Source organism: Roseateles sp. SL47 (assembly GCF_026625885.1).
GTDB lineage: Bacteria > Pseudomonadota > Gammaproteobacteria > Burkholderiales > Burkholderiaceae_C > Roseateles.
Genome location: NZ_CP113068.1, coordinates 3,543,243 through 3,561,128 on the forward strand (window position 1 = coordinate 3,543,243; position 17,886 = coordinate 3,561,128).

Below are 17,886 nucleotides of genomic sequence, written 5' to 3' on the forward strand. Positions count from 1 at the left end.
CTTCTCCTTCTTCAATGGTAGTAATCGGGGCCGCGCACGTTGTCGTGCAGCGGCAGGGCGGCTTGTGTGGCTGGAGCCGACGCGGCTTGCCGGTCCAGCCCGGTGGTGAGGATCGACTTGATGCTCTGATAGGTCGGTGAGCGGATCGCCATGGCGCGAACGCAGGCCGCTTCCAGCCGCTCATGGCCGAATCGGCGCGCCAAGCTCTGCAGGCCGAGGCAGGATCGGTAGCCCTGCTCGGGGTGCGGCCGGTGCTCCATCTGCCAGCGCACCACGGCGGCAGTGGCCTCGCCGATGCGCTCCCCCAGGCCAGGAGCTTGGCCGGCGTCCATTCCCGGTGGGCGCGGTGCGAAGCGGGCATGTGCTCCGGTGCCGTCGTGTGGGCGCCACGCCGCTCGCTGTAGGCGTGCACGGCCACGCGTTGCTGACGGCTGAGGATCTCCACCGTGGTCGAGGTGACGCGCAACTCGACCTGCTCGCGCACCAGCCGGTGCGGCACGCTGTAGTAATGGCCATCGAGCTCGACGTGGTAGTCGATATTGACGCGGGCGCGTTTGAAGCGGGCGATGGGCATGCGGGCCGCCGGCAGCGGCTTGAGCACAGGTCGGTCCAGGGCCGCGAAGGCGCTGGCCCGGCAGCCGGGCAGCTTCTTGAACGGGCGTTGGTTCAGATCGACCAGCAAGACCCGGATGGCGGCGTTGAGCTCGGCCAGGGTGAAGAAGCGTCGATGCCGCAGCCGCGCCAGAATCCAGCGCTCGACGATCTGCACGCCAACCTCCACCTTGGGCTTGTCGCGGGGGTGAGCGGGCCGAGCCGGCAGCATCGCCACGTCATAGTGGTCGCAGAACTCCTCGACCAGGCGGCCGGGCGTGGTTTCGTACCGGTCCGGCCGGGCAATCAGGGCCCGAGCCTGGTCCGGCACGATCAGCCGGGGCACGCCACCCATGAACTCCAGTGCGTCCATGATGGCACCGACCCAGTCGGCGGCAGTCTGCGTCGGGGTGGCACAGGCAAAGGTGTAGTTCGAGGCGCCGAGCACGGCCACGAAGATCTGGGCGGCACTGATCTCGCCGGTGGCAGCGTCGATCAGCGGCACGGTCTGGCCGGCGTAGTCGATGAACAGACGCTCGCCGGCTGGGTGGACCTGGCGCATCGAGCGCTTGAGGCCGGTCACCCAGGTACGGTACTTCACGCAGAAGCTGGTGTACTTGTAGGCTTGCGAGCCGGCGTCGGCCAGGCTGCGCTGGTACTCCTCCCAGAGCAGTTGCAGGGTGACGCCGGGGCGCTTGAGTTCCCTGGTGGACGAGGGCGAAGTCGGGTTCGAGCTGGGTGCTCGCACGCGGCACGGGCGGGCCGTACAGGCGGGCTTCCAGGGCAGCATCGTCCAAGGTCTGAGCGATGGCCCAATCCACTCTGGCGGCGCGGGCCTTCATGACGATGCTGTTGACGGTCGTCTTGGCGATGCCCAGAACGCGCGAGCACTCGCGCATGCTCAGGCCCGATTCCAGGTGCAGTCGAAGGGTTTGACGTAGTTGGCGCATGTGAATCCTGGGGGTGGGCATGAGGACCGAAAAATCGGTCAGCATGCCAACGGCTCAGGTCACTTGCGCGCGCCCGGGGTGTCCGGGATCAGATTGAAACGCTGTCCGCGTTCAGCCTGAAATGGTGTCCGCCTTCGTCTGAAACGCTGTCCGCGTTCCGCTGAAATGGGTGGCCGCGATGGGCTGAAATACGCACCTGAGGACGCAATAGTGAATTCCACCGAGCGCTTGTCGGCTCACGCCTCACTGCCGGCCTGAGGGGGCCTGCGGCATCCCGCTACAAGCGCGGCTCCGGCTTCACGGCTGATTGATCTGTCTTCTTGGTGTGCGAGGCCCAAAGGCCGCTGGTCGCGGCCCGTCGGCTGACGTGTCGCCTCGATGAGTTCAATGTCCTTCTTGAGCAACTCATTGATGAGCTGCCCAACCGCGACGCCGCGGGCCTTGGCGCAAACTGAGAAGTAAGCCTGCGCAAGCCGCGTCCCATGCGGTCGCTTTGGACAGCAAAACGGCCTATGACTGTGATCCGTGTCGCGTGACACAGTCCCAGTACACAGGCCGTTTGCCACAGTCCCCAGCTATTGCTGCTCCCATAGGAGAACGGACTGAAATTCGGTTGGTGGAGAGGAGGAGGATCGAACTCCCGACCTTCGCATTGCGAACGCGACGCTCTCCCAGCTGAGCTACCCCCCCCCAACATGAAATTCACTATAGCAGCAAAGCCTTGGTTGCTGCCTTGACGAAACCCGGGATTACCACTGACACCGAGGCGCAGAACGCACGCGTCGCTACCAGCGGCAGCCCTTGTCCTTGGCTGTATCCCTCACCAACGGCACCACGGCCAGCAAGCCCTTGTCGGCATAGGCCTTGCGGCATTCTTCCTGGCCGGCACGTTTGAGTTCTTCAGCCAGTTTGTCGCGCGGCTCTGGCGGGGTGGGGACCGCCTGGATGACGCCATAGGCATTGCCTCGTGGCAATGCCGGGCCGCGTTGCGGGCGTGGCGTCAGGTCCAGGCGATTCGGGGCGTTGGGGGGCGTGGAGGCAGGTGTGGCGACATCCTGCCCCACCCTTGACCCAGCATCTGGCGCGCCGATGCTCGGTTGGGAACTGCTGGGGGTCGTGGACCCATCCAGAGAGATCCGATTGGCCGGTGTGGGCGTTGTGCGCGGACTCGATGAAAGGGATGGGGCCGGCCGCGCGGTCGAGGCACTGGGAGGCACTGCTGCAGCGCTTGGCGGCGCCACCGCCGGAGCCGCAGGCGCGGCAGTTGGGGGTGACTGGACTGGCGGCGTCGGGGAAGTTGTCGCGGGCGTCGGGGACGGCGGCATCGCAGCCGGCGGAGGCACCGTTGGCGGGGTGGTTGCAGCAGGCGTTGCCGTCTGCGCGGGTGGAGCGGTGGCCAATGGAGGTGCAGGTGTCGGCGGTGATGCCACCTGTGCCTGCGTTGGCACGGGCACGTTCGTGGCGGGCGGATGGGGCACAGCCGGTGCCACCTGGGGCTGCGTTGGCGCTGGCGTCAGCGTCGGTAGCGGCGCTGGCGCGGTCAATGCCGCAGGTGCGGGCGGCGGCGTGACACTGGGGCGTTCCGTTGCAGGCCTTTCCAGGCGTCGCACGGTGGGGGGGCTTTCAGTCAGTGTGGGCCGCGGTGGTTCCGGCAGCTTCGGTGCGGCGGGCGCTTGCAGTGCTGCCTCCGGCGCAGGCACCGGTTGACGTCGGATCGCCTGCCCCGAAGGCCGCTCGATCCGCCGGACTGTCGTGGAGGTGTCGCCGCTCAACGTGGGGCGAGGCGGCTCCGGCAATTGCAGCGTCGCAGGGCCTTGCAGCGGTCCCTCCGGTTCCACGTGAAGGCGACGGTCTGCCGCCGTGCCCGCCGGTGGCAGGCGCTCAATCCGGCGCAGGGTCGCCGCCGTATCGCTCAGGGTAGGGCGGGGGGGCTCTGGCAACTGAAGGGGGGCGGGTGCTTGCAGCGGCGCATCAGACCGCGCCAGCGGCAGCTTTTGCGCGGCCTCCCGCGACGACGACAGACGCCCCACCGTCGGGGAATTGTCCGCAGGCAGAGACAAGGTGGCCGTCGGCGTGGGAGGTTCAGCAGCCGGGGATGGCGATATCGGTGCCGGTGTGGTCGATGGAGTGGCAGGTGCCGTCGAGGTGGGTGTCTCAGTGCTTGTTGCGGTGGTGGGGTTTCCCTGCGCACGGGGGAGCGGGTTCGCTGCCTGGGGTGCTTGCTCGCGTGTGACCGGAGCAGGCGCTTCGGCCCCTCGCGCGCTTGCCTTCACCTCCGCTCGCGCCCCCGGGTCTTCATCACCCGTCAACCGTTCCCCGGGCGTCTGCCGCCACTGCCCTTGTCTGGCGGCTCCCGGCGCGCTGTCGGCAGGCGGCTGCTCCGTTCGCACGGTGCCCCCATGACGCTGCTCCATCGCCGTCCCGACCGGCCCGCGCTCCGGCACGATGACAGCCGGCTCTCCCGATCCCTGCTCATACCGATCGCCCTGCAGCCGGATGCTGATGGGGCCCCATACGCCTTCGCCAGGCTTTGCCGTGCCCCCTGGGGCATTGCCCACCACCAAAACCACCAGCATATGCAGCAGCACCGCCAGCATGAGGGCGGGTCCCAGATGGTTGGGGGGGCGGGCAGGCGGATATTCCGAGGAGAGAACGGCGGACAAGGTGGCTGCAGCGGTCAGGAGTCGCTCCAGCCGCAGCATAGCCCGGAACATCGCTTGGACTGTGGTCAGGCGCTCTGCATGAGCGCAACTGCGGCTACTCGATTACCCGAGGGTCCGTCAGACGTTGAAGCAAGGAAGGGGCAGAGAACCCGTCCGCCTGATCGCGGACAGTGGGTTGAGGCAATGGGCAGGAGCCCAAGGGGCAGGGGGGCGCCGCCCCGCCGTGCCTCAGGTGTTGGGGGCCTGAGTCAGATCCGCGCGGCGCGCGCCAGTGAAACGCTTGGCCCAATAAGCCTCACGCATGTCTTCCACACGCACGGCACCGCCTGCACGCGGGGAATGGATGAACTTGCCTTCACCCACATAGATGCCCACGTGGGAGAACGTGGCGCGCATGGTGTTGAAGAACACCAGGTCGCCAGGCTTCAGATCTTCCTTCTTGATCGAAATCAGAGAAGACATCTTGGCCTGTTCGTCGGCACGACGCGGCAGCACCAGCCCCACGCTCATCTCGAAGATGTGGCGCGTGAAGCCGCTGCAGTCGAAACCATTGCTCACAGAATTGCCACCGCGGCGGTAGGGGACGCCGAGGAAGTTCATGGCCGACAGCACCAGGTTGGAGGCCCGGTCCCGCACTTCATTCAGCAGGCTGGGATTGCCTGCCAGCGCGGCGTTTTCTGCCTGCGTTTGCGCCTGTGCCTGCGCGACGATGCCGTGTTGCTGCAGGAAGCGCGAGACGGAGTCACTGGAAGACACACCTGCGGCGCCCATCATGGCGGTGGCCGGAAGCGCGGGCGCTGCCGGGGCCATCATGGTGTTTGCGGCGGTGATGCTGGGTGCCATGGCCCCAGACGTTGCCGAGGCATTCTGCGCAGCCGCCACCGAGGCCACTGCCGGTGCAGCGGCCGACAGGCTGCCCACCTGCGCATTCATGGCCGTGCCGGACGAGGAGGTCACACCGGCCGCATGCCCAGCGCCACTGCCTGTGCGCATCAGGCTCTGCCCGTAGGCGCCCATCATCGTGCCCGGAGGCGGGGCCAGGAGGTCCGCCACCTTGGCGTCGGCCTTGTCCGCGCGCTTGAGCTCGGGTTTGTCTTGCTGCCTGTCTTGTGGCTTGTCTTGCTGGGGCTTGGCGTCCAGGTCCGCCTTGGCGACCTTGTCAGCTTTGTCGGCCTTGTCAGCTTTTTCTGCCGCAGCCGCCGTGCCCGGCTTGCTCTTGTCGTTGCCCTGCTTCGAGTGTGCGCTCTTCGTATCGCTCTTCGTATCGCGCTTCGTATTGGCCGCACTTGTTGAAGCGGGCTTGGCGCTCTGCTTGCCGTTCTGCTTGTGCTTGGCTGCGGCGGCGGGTTTTTCACCGTCTGCCGCCTGCGCTGTTTGTTGCGCCCAGCAACTACCGGCCGTCAAGGCGCAAAGCAGGCCCAGTGCGGCCGTGGCGCGCTGGACATTCTTGCGGTGAGGAGCAGAAGAAGTAGGACGGACAGTTCGCATCGTTATTGGGCGCGGAGCTTAAGAAGCGGAGCCGCGCTGGTCAAGCATCGGACCTTGGGGATTGCCCCAGGGCCGCTACCTGGCTTCGGGAAAGTCCTCGACAGGGCGACGAGTCTCCCCTCAGGAAAACCCGCATTGAACCATACAGGTGATGACAAAAGGTGTTTGAAGAAGTTTCCGATCGTGAGTTGGCGTGCGTTTTTCGCGGGTGTAAAGCTTGGGCCGATCTCGAAGCGTCTCGTTCTTGATATGGGGCAAATGCGCAGGCCTGGTTCGTAGCCCGGGTCAGGGTGTCGTCAGACGCCATGCGTGAAATCAACCCATGGCGCCGCTCAGAGCGCCAGATGGAGACAGCCCGATGACCGCGATCGACTACCAGACCTTTTACGACCGCTCACTGAGCGACCCGGATGGATTCTGGACCGAGCAGGCCCAGTTGATCGATTGGGGTCAGCCCTTTGAGCAGGTCTGTGACATCAGCCGACCGCCATTCGTTCGATGGTTTGCAGGCGGCACCACCAATCTCTGCCACAACGCGGTGGACCGCCATGCGGCCACGCGGCCCGACGCCACCGCCTTGATCTGGTCCTCCAGCGAGGTGGACCGTGAAGAGATCTACAGCTTTGCCCAGTTGCATCGTGAGGTGCAGATCATGGCCGCAGTGTTGCAGGCGCAAGGGGTGAAGCAGGGCGATCGTGTGCTGATCTACATGCCGATGATTCCGCAGGCCGCGTTTGCCATGTTGGCCTGTGCACGGCTGGGCGCCATCCATTCGGTGGTGTTTGGCGGCTTTGCCAGCCATGCCTTGGCCAATCGCATTGACGATGCCGAGCCGGTGCTGATCATCAGTGCCGATGCGGGCAGCCGGGGCGGCAAGATCGTGCCCTACAAGCCATTGCTGGATGAGGCCTTGCGGCTCAGCGCCCATCCACCGCGGGCGGTGCTGATGGTGGACCGCGGCCTGAGCCCCTTCGAGCGTCAGGCCGGCCGGGATCTGGATTACGCGCCGCTGCGGGAGGCGCATCTGCAGGCCGAGGTGCCTTGTGTCTGGCTGCAGTCCGAGGCGCCGAGCTACACGCTCTACACCAGCGGCACCACCGGGCGACCCAAAGGCGTCCAGCGGGACACCGGCGGTTATGCGGTGGCCCTGGCTGCCAGCCTGCGTCACATTTTTGATGGACGGCCAGGCGAAACCTTCTTCTCCACCAGCGACATCGGCTGGGTGGTCGGCCACAGCTACATCGTCTACGGGCCGCTGATCGCCGGCATGGCCACGGTGATGTATGAGGGCCTGCCGACGCGGCCGGACGCCGGGGTGTGGTGGCATCTCGTGGAGCGGCATCGCGTGACCGTGATGTTCAGCGCCCCCACCGCAGTGCGGGTGCTGAAGAAGCAGGATCCGTCCTTCCTCACCCGGCATGACCTGAGCAGCCTGCGCCATCTCTTCCTGGCGGGTGAGCCCCTGGATGAACCTACCGCCCGATGGATTTCGGAGGCCATCGGCAAGCCGATCATCGACAACTATTGGCAGACCGAAACCGGCTGGCCGATTTTGACGCTGGCCCGTGGGGTGGCGCCGGCGGAGCCGAAATTCGGGTCGCCCGGGGTGCCGATGTATGGTTATCGTGTGCAGTTGGTGGATGAGCAGACCGGCGACGTGCTGCACGGCGCCCATCAGAAGGGTTTGCTGGTGATCGATGGACCCTTGCCGCCGGGCTGCATGCAGACGGTGTGGCGAGACGATGAGCGCTTTCTGCGCACCTATTGGTCCAGCGTGCCGGGCCGTCAGGTCTATTCCACCTTCGACTGGGCGGTGCGGGACGAGCAGGGCTACTACTTCATCCTGGGGCGCAGCGACGATGTGATCAACGTCGCCGGGCACCGGCTCGGCACCCGCGAAATCGAGGAGTGCATCGCCGGTCATCCCGCCGTGGCGGAAGTGGCGGTGGTGGGCGTGGCCGATGCGCTGAAGGGGCAGGTGGCGCTGGCCTTTGCGGTGTTGCGGGACCCCTCACGCGCAGAGACCCCCGCCCAGGCCCTGGCGCTGGAAGGCGACATCCTGAAGAAGGTGGATGCCGAATTGGGCGCGGTGGCGCGGCCCTCCCGGGTCCGGCTGGTGGCGGCTCTGCCCAAGACCCGTTCCGGCAAGCTGCTGCGCCGCGCGCTGCAGGCGGTGGCCGAGGGCCGCGACACCGGCGATCTCAGCACCATGGAAGACCCGGTCGCGCTGGAGCAGCTCAAGGCGCTGCTGGCGGCAGACCAGTAGAGGGCCGCTCTGAAGGCGGCTCGTGGCTGAGCCGCTCGTGGAGAGGGGGCGACGCGTCCGTGGAGGGATGGCCGACGAAGACGTGGCGTCGCGTGCGCCAATCCTCCCGGATGAAGTGCAAGACGGCGTCTTCATGATGGGCGCCGATGATGCGGTGCGCCGCCTGCTTGACGTCGTCACTGGCGTTGGACACCGCCACCGCATGGTGGGCAGCCCGCAGCATGCTCAGATCGTTGACCTGGTCACCAAACACCACCAGCTCCCGGTCGTGCAATTGGTAGCGCTGGGCCAGGGTGGTGATGGCCTGGTCCTTGCTGGCGCTACGGTCATGCACGTTCAGCCAGGGCCATCCCGGCATGTAGAGGTCTTCGGCCAGATGCGTGGTGACGGCATCACCAAACAGCGCATGGATCTCCGCCTGTAGCGCCGCCAGGGGCTCGGCTTTGTCCACCACCAGCAGCGTGACCAGCGCGTCGCCCAACTGGTCCTGCAGCCGGTCCACCTGGCGAAGGCGTGGGTCCGCATTGCGCTGGCGCTCGGTCACGAACCGTTGCTGCCCCTCGTTGTGGACCTCCTGCCAGAACAATTGATCCCCTTGCGGGCCATGGGTGGCAATGAAGGGCATCAGCCCGTGGCGACGCACCAGGCCGAACAGAGCCTGGCCCATGGCGGGCTCCATGGCGTTGACCAGTTCATGGCGGCCGGTGCGCAGGTCGCTGATGTAGGCCCCATTGGACGACACCACCGGCAGGCGGATCGGCAGACCTTCCAGAATCCGGGCGATGGACACCACATGGCGGGCGCTGGCCACGGTGAAGGCCAGACCTTCATGGAGCAGCTCCATGAGGCCGTCGCGGGTGGAGGGGGAGAGACGGGCTTGCGGGTCCAGCAGGGTGCCGTCCAGGTCGGAAACGTAAAAGCGCATGAGGTGTCGGTCCGGTCGGCGCAGCGAACACCTGCGCCCCAACGGATCGTACGCTGGCGCCCGGGCATCGGATACTTGGCACCATGCCAGTTGTTCCGTCGCCCCCATCTTCCGGCGCCACCGGCGCCACCGGCGCTACCAGTGCCACCAGTGGCACTACGCCGCTGCACCCCACCACCGGCCGGCCCGTGCTGGATGCAGCCACCCATCGCTACCTGCCCTGGGTGGTGGCGCTGGCGTTTTTCATGCAGACGCTGGACACCACCATCCTCAACACCGCGCTGCCCGGCATGGCGAGGGACCTGGGCGAGAACCCGCTGCGCATGCAGTCGGCGGTGGTGGCTTATCTGCTGACGGTGGCCTTGTTGATTCCGGCCTCCGGCTGGTTGGCCGACCGCTTTGGCACCCGCAGCGTGTTCCTCTGGGCCATCGGGCTCTTCAGCTTCGGCTCGTTGATGTGCGCGGTGTCACCCAGCCTGCAGGTGCTGGTGTTGGCCCGGGTGCTGCAGGGCATGGGCGGCGCGCTGCTGGTGCCGGTGGGGCGGCTGGTGGTGTTGAAGTCCTTCCCCAAGGCGGAGTTCCTGAAGGTGATGACCTTCATCACCTTGCCGGGTCTGGTGGGGCCGCTGCTGGGCCCGACGCTGGGCGGTGTGCTGACGCAGTACGCCAGCTGGCACTGGATTTTTCTGATCAACCTGCCGGTGGGGCTGATCGGCGCCATGGCCTGCCGACGCTACATGCCGCAGATCAAGGGCGTCGGGCGGCAGCGTTTCGACTGGAGCGGCTATGCGCTGTTCAGCTTCGGATTGATGCTGCTGTCACTGGCCTTGCAAGGGTTTGGTGAGCATGTGGTCAGCGTGGCCATCTGCCTGGTGATGCTGGTGGCCGGTGTGGCCTGCATGATGGCCTATTGGCTGCATGCCAGCCGCAGCGAAGCACCGCTGTTCACGCCCAGCCTGTTTGCGGTGCCCACCTTCCGCATCGGCCTGCTGGGCAACATCTTCGCGCGGCTGGGAAGCGGAGCCACCCCCTTCCTGACGCCGCTGTTCCTGCAGCTGGGGCTGGGCTTCTCGCCCAGTGAGGCCGGGCTGTCGATGATCCCTTCGGTGCTGGGTGCGATGTTCACCAAGACGCTGGCCATTCGCCTGATCCGTTGGGGCGGCTACCGCCGGGTGCTCATCATCAATACGCTGCTGCTGGGGCTGCTCATCGCCAGCTTCGCCTTGATTCCCCGGGATGTCGGCCATGTCTGGCTGGCCCTCCACCTGGGTGTGTTTGGCATGGTCAACAGCATGCAGTTCACGGCGATGAACACGCTGACGCTGGGGGATCTGGACGAGCGCACGGCCAGCAGCGGCAACAGCCTGCTGGCGGTGGTGATGCAGCTCTCGATGAGCCTGGGCGTGGCCACGTCCAGCGCCTTCCTGCTGCTGTTCTCGCAAGGCGTGCCGCGCTCCGATGGGCCTGGCATGGTGCCGGCTTTCCATGCGACCTATCTGGCGTTGGGCGCCATGGCAGCGATGGCGGCGTTCATCTTCCATCAACTGCGGATGGATGAGGGATCGGCCAAGGACGGTGACGAGTCGCGGTTGAGCGAATCTTGAGCGACTCCTGAGCGACTCCTGAGCACCTGCCAGGGTGTGTCCGGCCGCGACCTTGTTGTGGCTTTGGCGAATCCTCCGTGCGGTCTCTGTGGCTGTTGCGCGAGCGGGTCGACGAAAAACACCGCCTCGCGGCGGTGTTGCTGTCGTGTTGGGGAAGGGGCGAGAGCCCCTATCCTTAGAGCACTTCGGACGCGAAGTCCGCCAGCCGTGAGCGCTCGCCCCGAGCGAGCGTGACATGGCCGCTGTGCGCCCAGCCCTTGAACTTGTCCACGGCGAAGGTGAGGCCGGAGCTGCCTTCGGTGAGGTAGGGCGTGTCGATCTGGGCCAGGTTGCCCAGGCAGACGATCTTCGTGCCCGGGCCCGCCCGCGTGATCAGCGTCTTCATCTGCTTGGGCGTCAGGTTCTGCGCCTCGTCGATGATGACGTACTTGTTCAGGAAGGTGCGGCCTCGCATGAAGTTCAGGCTCTTGATCTTGATCTTGCTGCGGACCAGGTCATTGGTGGCCGCGCGGCCCCATTCACCGGCCGTGCTGTCGCCGCGCGCCAGGACTTCCAGGTTGTCGTCCAGCGCTCCCATCCAGGGCCCCATCTTTTCTTCCTCGGTGCCGGGCAGGAAGCCGATGTCCTCGCCCACCGGCACAGTGACCCGGGTGACGATGATTTCGCTGTAGCGGCGTTCATCCAGCACCTGCGACAGCCCGGCGGCCAGCGTCATCAGTGTCTTGCCGGTGCCGGCCGAGCCGGTGAGGGTGACGAAGTCGCAGTCCGGGTCCATCAGCAGGTTGAGGGCAAAGTTCTGCTCGCGATTGCGCGCCGTCACGCCCCAGACGGCATGCTTCTGGTGGCCGTAGTCCTTCAGCGTGCGCAGCACGGCGGTCTTGCCGGTGATCTCCTGCACCTTGGCGTACAGCGGGGCGGCGCCCGGTGCTTCCAGATAGACCAGCTGGTTGACCAGCAGGGTGGGGACCAGCGGGCCGCTGATGCGGTAGAAGGTGGTGCCGCCCTGGTTCCAGCTCTCCATGGTCTTGCCATGGCGCTCCCAGAAGTCCGGGGGCAACTGCTGCACGCCGGTGTAGAGCAGGTCGGAATCTTCCAGCGTCTTGTCGTTGCGGTAGTCCTCCGCCGGCAGGCCCAGTGCGCGGGCCTTGATGCGCATGTTGATGTCCTTGGACACCAGCACCACTTCCCGGCCGGGTTGCTGCTGCTTCAGGGCCTGGACCACGCCCAGGATCTGGTTGTCCGCCTTGCCTTGCGGCAAACCTTGCGGCAGGGGTGTTTCCACCAGGCTGGTCTGGAAGAACAGTTTGCCGCCGGCTTCCCGGTGGCCGGTCTCGCTCAGCAGCAAGCCCTTGGACATCTCTTCGATGGAGCTGGACTTGAGCGCGGCGGCCAGGGCGTCGAGCTCCCGGCTGACCTGGCGCACGTTGCGGGCGACTTCCGTCATGCCCTTTTTGTGACCGTCCAGCTCCTCCAGCGTGATCATCGGCAGGTAGATGTCGTGTTCCTCAAAGCGGAAGAGCGACATCGGGTCATGCATCAGGACATTGGTGTCCAGCACAAAGAGCTTGGGGTCACCCGCCGGTTTGCGGACACGGGATTTGTTGGGCGCCGTTTTGCGGGCAGGGGCCTGGGCGGCGGCCGGGGCCACCAGCGCCAGAGACGGCGAGTTGCCGCTGCGGGCTTCGGGCTCGGCCCGGTGGCGGGCGGCCGGCGTGATGGGCGCGTGCGAAGCCGCCACCGCCTGGGACACCGGGGTGGGCGGGTCCAGCAGGGGCGGGGCGGACAAGGGCTCGGCCGAGGCGGTGGCAGGCCGGCTTGTGCTGGGCGGGCGTTTGCTGGGTGTGAGCGTGGTGGCGAAGGCGTCGGAATCTAGGCGGCTGGCGCGCTTGGTCGGAGGCTTGGGCAGTGGCATGTGCGAATGAGCGGGGCAAGCGTGAAGAGCCTGGGTCCGAGCGGACCAGGGGTCATGCCCGAGTGGCCGTCGTGGCGGAAAAAGCCGGAGGTATCGGCGGCTTTTTCAGGGTCAGCGTCGTCCAGAAGACAAAAAGCCGCACCGGGGGCGGTGCGGCTCGTCCTTGGGAATGCTGCGATGGGGCACTGGGGCATGCGGTTGATTATGCACAACTCGTGCCCGGTCCCCGGTGACGAGGTTCCCATACAACAGTGACGCAAAAGAAAGCCGGCCGCGGGCAGGGCCCGGAGCCGGCTGGCGCTGATACTCGGACGGTGGCGGACGAGCGTCTGGCGCTGGCGCGAGCAAAAATCAGGCGGCTTTTATCAAGCAGCTTCTTTTTGCAGGGCCTTCACCGCCTGGAGGACTTCGTCCACATGGCCGGCCACCTTGATGCCGCGCCATTCTTCGCGGAGCACGCCTTGGGCGTCGATCAGGAAGGTGGAGCGTTCAATGCCCTTGACCTTCTTGCCGTACATGATCTTGTTCTTCACCACGCCAAACATGTGGCAGAGCTTTTCTTCCGTATCGGCGATCAGCTCGAACGGCAGCTCGAGGTTCTGCTTGAATTTCTCATGCGATGCCATGTTGTCGCGCGAGACACCCAGCACCACCGCGCCGGCCTTCACAAATTCCTTGTGATGGTCGCGGAATTGCATGGCTTCCGTGGTGCAGCCAGGGGTGTTGTCCTTCGGGTAGAAGTACAGCACCACCGCGCGGCCGTGGAATGCCGATGGGGTGAACTTCACGCCCCCGGTGGCAAGAGCTTCAATATCCGGAAGAGGTTTGTTGAGCGCTGGCGTCATGTGGCGTTTTCAGAGAGAAAGGTGCCCGGGCGGGCATAGCCAGCGATTATACGTTGAATGGGTTGTCCATCGCCCATGCCGGCAGTCATCGGTCAACCAGCCGGGGCGCTGTACCGTTCACGCCGCTCAATTTTGAGGCAGAGCTGCGCGAGGAGCCCGTGGACGCCCGGGCGCCAGCCCGCGCGGGGCGGAGCCTCAGGTCTCGATCAGCAGCGCTGCCAGCACGGCCCGGCCTTCGCTGGCCAGCACGTTGTAGGTGCGACAGGCAGCGCCCAGGTCCATGGTTTCCATGCCGATACGGGCGTCAATCAGGGCCCGGTGCAACTGCGGGCGGGCAAACCGGATGCGGCTGCCGCTGCCGAAGATCACCAGTTCCGGTTTCAGGTCCCGGATGCGCTGGAAATGCTCCTCGGTCAGGTCTTCAAAGCGGGTCAGGCGCCAGTCTTCCACCGTGCCCTGCCACGGCACCAGCAGGCTGCTGCGGTGCTCCGTGCCATTGACCCAGACGCTCCGGCCGTCGTGCCGGGAGATGGTGTTGCCGCCCTGCGGCTGGTCGAGTTGAAATTTCATTGAGGCTGATTTTGGCAGTGACGCAGGCCGGATGCCGTCTTCCGTTCCATACCCTGTGTTCAAATCAAGGGCTATTTTCCCGTCTTTCCTCTGGAGAAATCTTGAAGACCGTCACCAAGTCCAGCAAGTTGGCCAATGTCTGCTACGACATCCGGGGACCCGTGCTGGACAAGGCGCGGCAGATGGAGGAGGAAGGGCAGAAAATCATCAAGCTGAATATCGGCAATATCGCTGCCTTCGGCCTGCAACCGCCGGACGAGATCGTCCAGGACATGATTCGCAACCTGCCCGACGCGGCGGGCTATACCGATTCCAAGGGTTTGTTCGCTCCGCGCAAGGCGGTGGTGCATTACTGCCAGGAAAAGGGCATCTCCGGCGTCACGGTGGACGATGTCTACCTGGGCAACGGTGCTTCCGAGCTGATTGTGATGGCGCTCAATGCGCTGCTGGACAATGGTGACGAAGTGCTGCTGCCGGCGCCGGACTATCCGCTCTACACCGCCGCCGTGGCCTTGTCCGGTGGTGAGCCGGTGCACTATGTGTGTGATGAGTCCAACGGGTGGCTTCCGGACCTGGACGATATCCGCGCCAAGATCACGCCCCGCACCAAGGCGATTGTGGTGATTAACCCCAACAATCCCACCGGCGCGCTGTATCCGAAGGAGCTGCTGCAGGCCCTGGTCGAGATTGCCCGCCAGCACCAGCTGATCGTGATGGCCGACGAGATCTACGACAAGACCTTGTATGACGGCGAGGTGCACACCAGCATTGCGTCCCTGTCGGACGACGTGTTGACGCTCACCTTCAACGGCCTGTCCAAGAATTACCGCTCCTGTGGCTACCGTGCCGGCTGGATGGTGGTGTCCGGTGACAAGCGGCATGCCATGGACTACATCACCGGCCTGAACATGCTGGCTTCGATGCGGCTGTGCGCCAACACTCCCGGCCAACTGGCCATCCAGACCGCCCTGGGCGGCTACCAGTCGATCAACGATCTGGTGGCTCCGGGCGGCCGCCTGGCTCGCCAACGCGACCTCGCCTATGAACTGCTCTCGCAGATTCCGGGCGTGAGCGTGGTCAAGCCCAAGGCAGCGTTGTATATGTTCCCCCGCCTGGACCCCAAGATCTATCCGATCGAGGATGACCAGCAGTTCGCCTATGACCTGCTGGCAGAGGAAAAGGTACTGATCGTTCAAGGGACGGGCTTCAACTGGAAGACCCCCGATCACTTCCGACTGGTTTTCCTGCCCAACACGGACGACCTCCGTGAGGCAGTTGGCCGAATCGAGCGGTTCCTGGCGTCTTACCGCAAACGCCACAACCGCTGACACGAGTGACCCATTGAAAGAATCTTGACCATGAATCCGATCAAAGTTGGCCTGCTGGGCATTGGCACCGTCGGGGGCGGCACTTTCCAGGTGCTGCGTCGCAACCAGGAAGACATCCGGGGGCGCGCGGGTCGCGGCATTGAGATCACCATGGTGGCCGACCTGGACGTGGAGCGGGCCCGCAGCATCGTCGGGGATGCCTGCACGGTGGTGTCGGATGCGCGCCAGGTGATTGCCAATCCGGACATCGACATCGTGGTTGAGCTGATTGGCGGCTATGGCGTGGCCCGCAGCCTGGTGCTGGAGGCGATTGCTGCCGGCAAGCATGTGGTGACGGCCAACAAGGCACTGCTGGCGGTGCATGGCAGCGAGATCTTTGCCGCCGCCCGCGACAAGGGCGTGATGGTGGCGTTTGAAGCGGCGGTGGCCGGTGGCATTCCCATCATCAAGGCGCTGCGTGAAGGGCTGACCGCCAACCGCATTGAATGGATTGCCGGCATCATCAACGGCACCACCAATTTCATCCTGTCGGAAATGCGCGGCAAGGGCCTGGACTTCGGCACGGTGCTGAAGGAGGCGCAGCGCCTGGGTTATGCCGAGGCCGACCCGACCTTCGACATTGAAGGCGTGGACGCGGCCCACAAGGCCACCATCATGAGCGCGATTGCCTTCGGCATTCCGGTGCAGTTCGACAGCGCACATGTGGAGGGCATCACGCAGTTGCAGGCCACCGACATCAAATATGCGGAGCAACTGGGCTATCGCATCAAGTTGCTGGGCATTGCGCGGCGTCGTCAGGACGTGGGCGGCATCGAGCTGCGGGTGCATCCCACGCTGATCCCGGCGAACCGGCTGATTGCCAATGTCGAGGGCGCCATGAATGCGGTGCTGGTGCAGGCCGATGCGGTGGGCACCACGCTGTATTACGGCAAGGGCGCGGGCGCGGAACCTACGGCGTCGGCGGTGATTGCCGACCTGGTGGACATCACCCGGCTGGCCACGGCCGACCCGGATCACCGTGTGCCGCACCTGGCCTTCCAGCCGGAGGCGATGAACAACACCCCCATCCTGCCGATGGATCAGGTGCAGACCGCGTTCTACCTGCGCCTGCGGGTGGCGGACCAGGCGGGCGTGCTGTCGCGCATCACCACCATCCTGGCCGAGCATCAGATCAGCATTGATGCGGTGTTGCAGCGTGAATCCGCCGAGGGCGAAAGCCAGACCGACCTGATCATCCTGACGCACGACACGCAGGAAGGCCGCATGACCAAGGCTCTGGCGCAGATGCAGGCCCTGGAGACCGTGCTGGCGCCGATTGTGAAGTTGCGCAAGGAAGAGCTGGCCTGAAATGCCAGAATGCAGCAGCGTTCAAATTGCTGCTGACTGCTCATGAGTGCCCATCCGCTCCAAGTCCTGGTGGACGAATTTTCCAAGGTCCTGGCGAATGATCCTGGGCCCTTGGACCATCACAGCCACCTCTACGTCCACCACCTTCATGGGGCGGGGGCGGAGGATGTGATCGTCCTGCTGGAGCGTGCCATTCGCCGCTCGGACGAAGAAGGGCTCTACTACTTCAGTGGCCAGCGCGGCACTGGCAAGAGCACGGAACTCAAACGCTTGGCCGCGGTGCTGAATGGCACCGACGATACGCGCGCGTACATCGTCGATGCGATGGATTACCTCAGCGACACCCATCCGGTGGATACGGTGACCTTGTTGCTGGTGATCGCCATCGCCTTTGCCGACCGCTTGAGCCAGCCGGATGCGCTGGGGCAGAGGCCCGAGCCTCCTGGCGGGCTCCTCAAGCGCTTCGCGACGTGGCTTCAGTCCGAGGTGGAGATCACAGGCGTGACTGTGGGTGGGGTGCGAGCCGAGTTTCGCAAGCAGCAACAGTCCATTGCCCAGCGTTTGCAGGGGTTCGATTTGTCCCGACGTGAGCGGGTCATGGCCGAATGTTGCGGCTACATCTCCCAGATGGCCGACGAAGTGCGAACTCACTGGCAGCGAAGCAAGGTCGTGCTGATTGTTGATTCGCTGGAGCGTTTGCGGGGCGTGGGCAGCGAAGCCAAGGACATGTTTGCGCGCATCGTGCGCATGTTTGACGGTGACCTGAACCAGCTCCGTGTGCCTGGGGTGCAGATGGTGTATGCCGTCCCTCCCTATCTCCCCTATCTGACCAACGTCAAAGCGTTGGTCCGACTGTTCATGTTGGCCTCGGTTCGGGTGTATGAAGCACCTTCCACCGGCCGCCGGGTGCCTCGGGGCAGCGGCGTTGCTGCGATGCGAGGTGTGGTGGAGCGCCGGTTTTCGGGATGGCGAGAAGTGATCTCGGAGGGGGCGCTGGACCGTCTGATCTTGGCCTCGGGCGGGGATATGCGGCAGTTGCTTCGTCGCTTGCTGATCGACACGCTGGATGCGGCCTACTTCAATCCGGAACGTCTGCCGCTGGCCGCGCACGACGAGATCATCGGCACCGTGATTCGGCGGCATGAGGGTGACTTTGAAAATCTGGTTGTGCGAGATGAATACGCGTTGTTGAAGCGTATCGGCGACGACAACTCGCTCAGCCTGGGCAGGCGGGATGACCTCTCGGTCGTGGCTCATTTCTTTGATGTCCGCGCGGTGCTGAACTACCGCAACGGCGAAGACTGGCTGGACCTCAATCCTCTGCTTTGGCCCTTGATCGACGGATGGACCCCGCCGCCGTCGCCCGTCCATGAGCCCCAATCCACAGCCTGAAGCTG

At 65.1% G+C, this 17,886-nt stretch carries 12 protein-coding genes, 1 tRNA gene and 1 pseudogene; 6 read left to right on the plus strand and 8 right to left on the minus strand.

The window, feature by feature from the left end; all coding sequences use genetic code 11:
• Window positions 1-11: 11 nt before the first annotated feature.
• The 3 genes and pseudogenes from istA to OU995_RS15695 all read right to left on the minus strand — a co-directional run bounded on the left by istA (window position 12) and on the right by OU995_RS15695 (window position 2,605).
• Window positions 12-1,562 (minus strand): annotated as a pseudogene (istA, locus tag OU995_RS15685) (IS21 family transposase).
• 593 nt (window positions 1,563-2,155) lie between these two features.
• A tRNA-Ala gene (locus OU995_RS15690) sits at window positions 2,156-2,231 on the minus strand.
• A gap of 95 nt (window positions 2,232-2,326) precedes the next feature.
• A complete protein-coding gene (locus OU995_RS15695; protein WP_267830954.1) occupies window positions 2,327-2,605 on the minus strand; it encodes a hypothetical protein in 279 nt (92 codons plus the stop codon).
• Between the two features lie 116 nt (window positions 2,606-2,721).
• On the opposite strand from OU995_RS15695, the gene OU995_RS15700 reads away from it, so the two are divergent.
• Entirely contained in the window at window positions 2,722-3,111 is a 390-nt protein-coding gene (locus OU995_RS15700) for a hypothetical protein (RefSeq protein ID WP_267830955.1), read from the plus strand.
• Window positions 3,112-4,432: 1,321 nt separating this feature from the next.
• Here OU995_RS15700 and OU995_RS27485 read toward each other — a convergent pair.
• Complete coding sequence (locus OU995_RS27485; RefSeq protein ID WP_324288564.1) at window positions 4,433-5,692, minus strand: C40 family peptidase; 1,260 nt, start codon at window positions 5,690-5,692, stop codon at window positions 4,433-4,435.
• Between the two features lie 358 nt (window positions 5,693-6,050).
• Here OU995_RS27485 and OU995_RS15710 point away from each other — a divergent pair, with 358 nt between their 5' ends.
• The gene (locus tag OU995_RS15710) at window positions 6,051-7,958 is read left to right on the plus strand and encodes a propionate--CoA ligase (protein WP_267830956.1); all 1,908 of its coding nucleotides are present in this window, start codon (window positions 6,051-6,053) and stop codon (window positions 7,956-7,958) included.
• Here OU995_RS15710 and OU995_RS15715 read toward each other — a convergent pair.
• Window positions 7,930-8,883: an HAD family hydrolase gene (locus OU995_RS15715; RefSeq protein WP_267830957.1), complete on the minus strand. Its 954-nt coding sequence runs from the start codon at window positions 8,881-8,883 to the stop codon at window positions 7,930-7,932. The two genes, OU995_RS15710 and OU995_RS15715, sit on opposite strands and share 29 nt — an antisense overlap.
• 83 nt (window positions 8,884-8,966) lie before the next feature.
• On the opposite strand from OU995_RS15715, the gene mdtD reads away from it, so the two are divergent.
• Entirely contained in the window at window positions 8,967-10,487 is a 1,521-nt protein-coding gene (mdtD, locus tag OU995_RS15720; protein WP_267830958.1) for a multidrug transporter subunit MdtD, read from the plus strand.
• Between the two features lie 175 nt (window positions 10,488-10,662).
• On the opposite strand, the gene OU995_RS15725 is transcribed toward mdtD, so the two are convergent.
• From OU995_RS15725 to OU995_RS15735, 3 genes are all read right to left on the minus strand, one after another.
• Window positions 10,663-12,399, minus strand: coding sequence for a PhoH family protein (locus OU995_RS15725; protein WP_267830959.1), 1,737 nt, complete (start codon window positions 12,397-12,399; stop codon window positions 10,663-10,665).
• A 365-nt stretch (window positions 12,400-12,764) separates the two neighbouring features.
• Window positions 12,765-13,244: a peroxiredoxin gene (locus tag OU995_RS15730; protein WP_267830960.1), complete on the minus strand. Its 480-nt coding sequence runs from the start codon at window positions 13,242-13,244 to the stop codon at window positions 12,765-12,767.
• Between the two features lie 195 nt (window positions 13,245-13,439).
• The gene (locus OU995_RS15735; protein WP_267830961.1) at window positions 13,440-13,814 is read right to left on the minus strand and encodes an Mth938-like domain-containing protein; all 375 of its coding nucleotides are present in this window, start codon (window positions 13,812-13,814) and stop codon (window positions 13,440-13,442) included.
• Window positions 13,815-13,915: 101 nt separating this feature from the next.
• Between OU995_RS15735 and OU995_RS15740 the strand changes: the two genes are divergently transcribed.
• From OU995_RS15740 to OU995_RS15750, 3 genes are read left to right on the plus strand one after another with little or no spacing between them, the layout of a single operon-like run.
• The gene (locus OU995_RS15740; RefSeq protein WP_267830962.1) at window positions 13,916-15,142 is read left to right on the plus strand and encodes a pyridoxal phosphate-dependent aminotransferase; all 1,227 of its coding nucleotides are present in this window, start codon (window positions 13,916-13,918) and stop codon (window positions 15,140-15,142) included.
• Window positions 15,143-15,172: 30 nt separating this feature from the next.
• The gene (locus tag OU995_RS15745; RefSeq protein WP_267830963.1) at window positions 15,173-16,489 is read left to right on the plus strand and encodes a homoserine dehydrogenase; all 1,317 of its coding nucleotides are present in this window, start codon (window positions 15,173-15,175) and stop codon (window positions 16,487-16,489) included.
• Between the two features lie 42 nt (window positions 16,490-16,531).
• Window positions 16,532-17,881 carry a hypothetical protein gene (locus tag OU995_RS15750; RefSeq protein ID WP_267830964.1) on the plus strand — a complete coding sequence of 450 codons (1,350 nt, stop codon included), beginning with the start codon at window positions 16,532-16,534 and terminating at the stop codon, window positions 17,879-17,881.
• Window positions 17,882-17,886: the final 5 nt, after the last annotated feature.

Coding starts and splice junctions, on each gene's coding strand:
- OU995_RS15730 (WP_267830960.1), bottom strand. CDS start 13,244: ATGACGCCAGCGCTCAACAAACCTCTTCCGGATATTGAAGCTCTTGCC.
- OU995_RS27485 (WP_324288564.1), bottom strand. CDS start 5,692: ATGCGAACTGTCCGTCCTACTTCTTCTGCTCCTCACCGCAAGAATGTC.
- OU995_RS15715 (WP_267830957.1), bottom strand. CDS start 8,883: ATGCGCTTTTACGTTTCCGACCTGGACGGCACCCTGCTGGACCCGCAA.
- OU995_RS15745 (WP_267830963.1), top strand. CDS start 15,173: ATGAATCCGATCAAAGTTGGCCTGCTGGGCATTGGCACCGTCGGGGGC.
- OU995_RS15735 (WP_267830961.1), bottom strand. CDS start 13,814: ATGAAATTTCAACTCGACCAGCCGCAGGGCGGCAACACCATCTCCCGG.
- mdtD (WP_267830958.1), top strand. CDS start 8,967: ATGCCAGTTGTTCCGTCGCCCCCATCTTCCGGCGCCACCGGCGCCACC.
- OU995_RS15700 (WP_267830955.1), top strand. CDS start 2,722: ATGGGGCCGGCCGCGCGGTCGAGGCACTGGGAGGCACTGCTGCAGCGC.
- OU995_RS15725 (WP_267830959.1), bottom strand. CDS start 12,399: ATGCCACTGCCCAAGCCTCCGACCAAGCGCGCCAGCCGCCTAGATTCC.
- OU995_RS15750 (WP_267830964.1), top strand. CDS start 16,532: ATGAGTGCCCATCCGCTCCAAGTCCTGGTGGACGAATTTTCCAAGGTC.
- OU995_RS15710 (WP_267830956.1), top strand. CDS start 6,051: ATGACCGCGATCGACTACCAGACCTTTTACGACCGCTCACTGAGCGAC.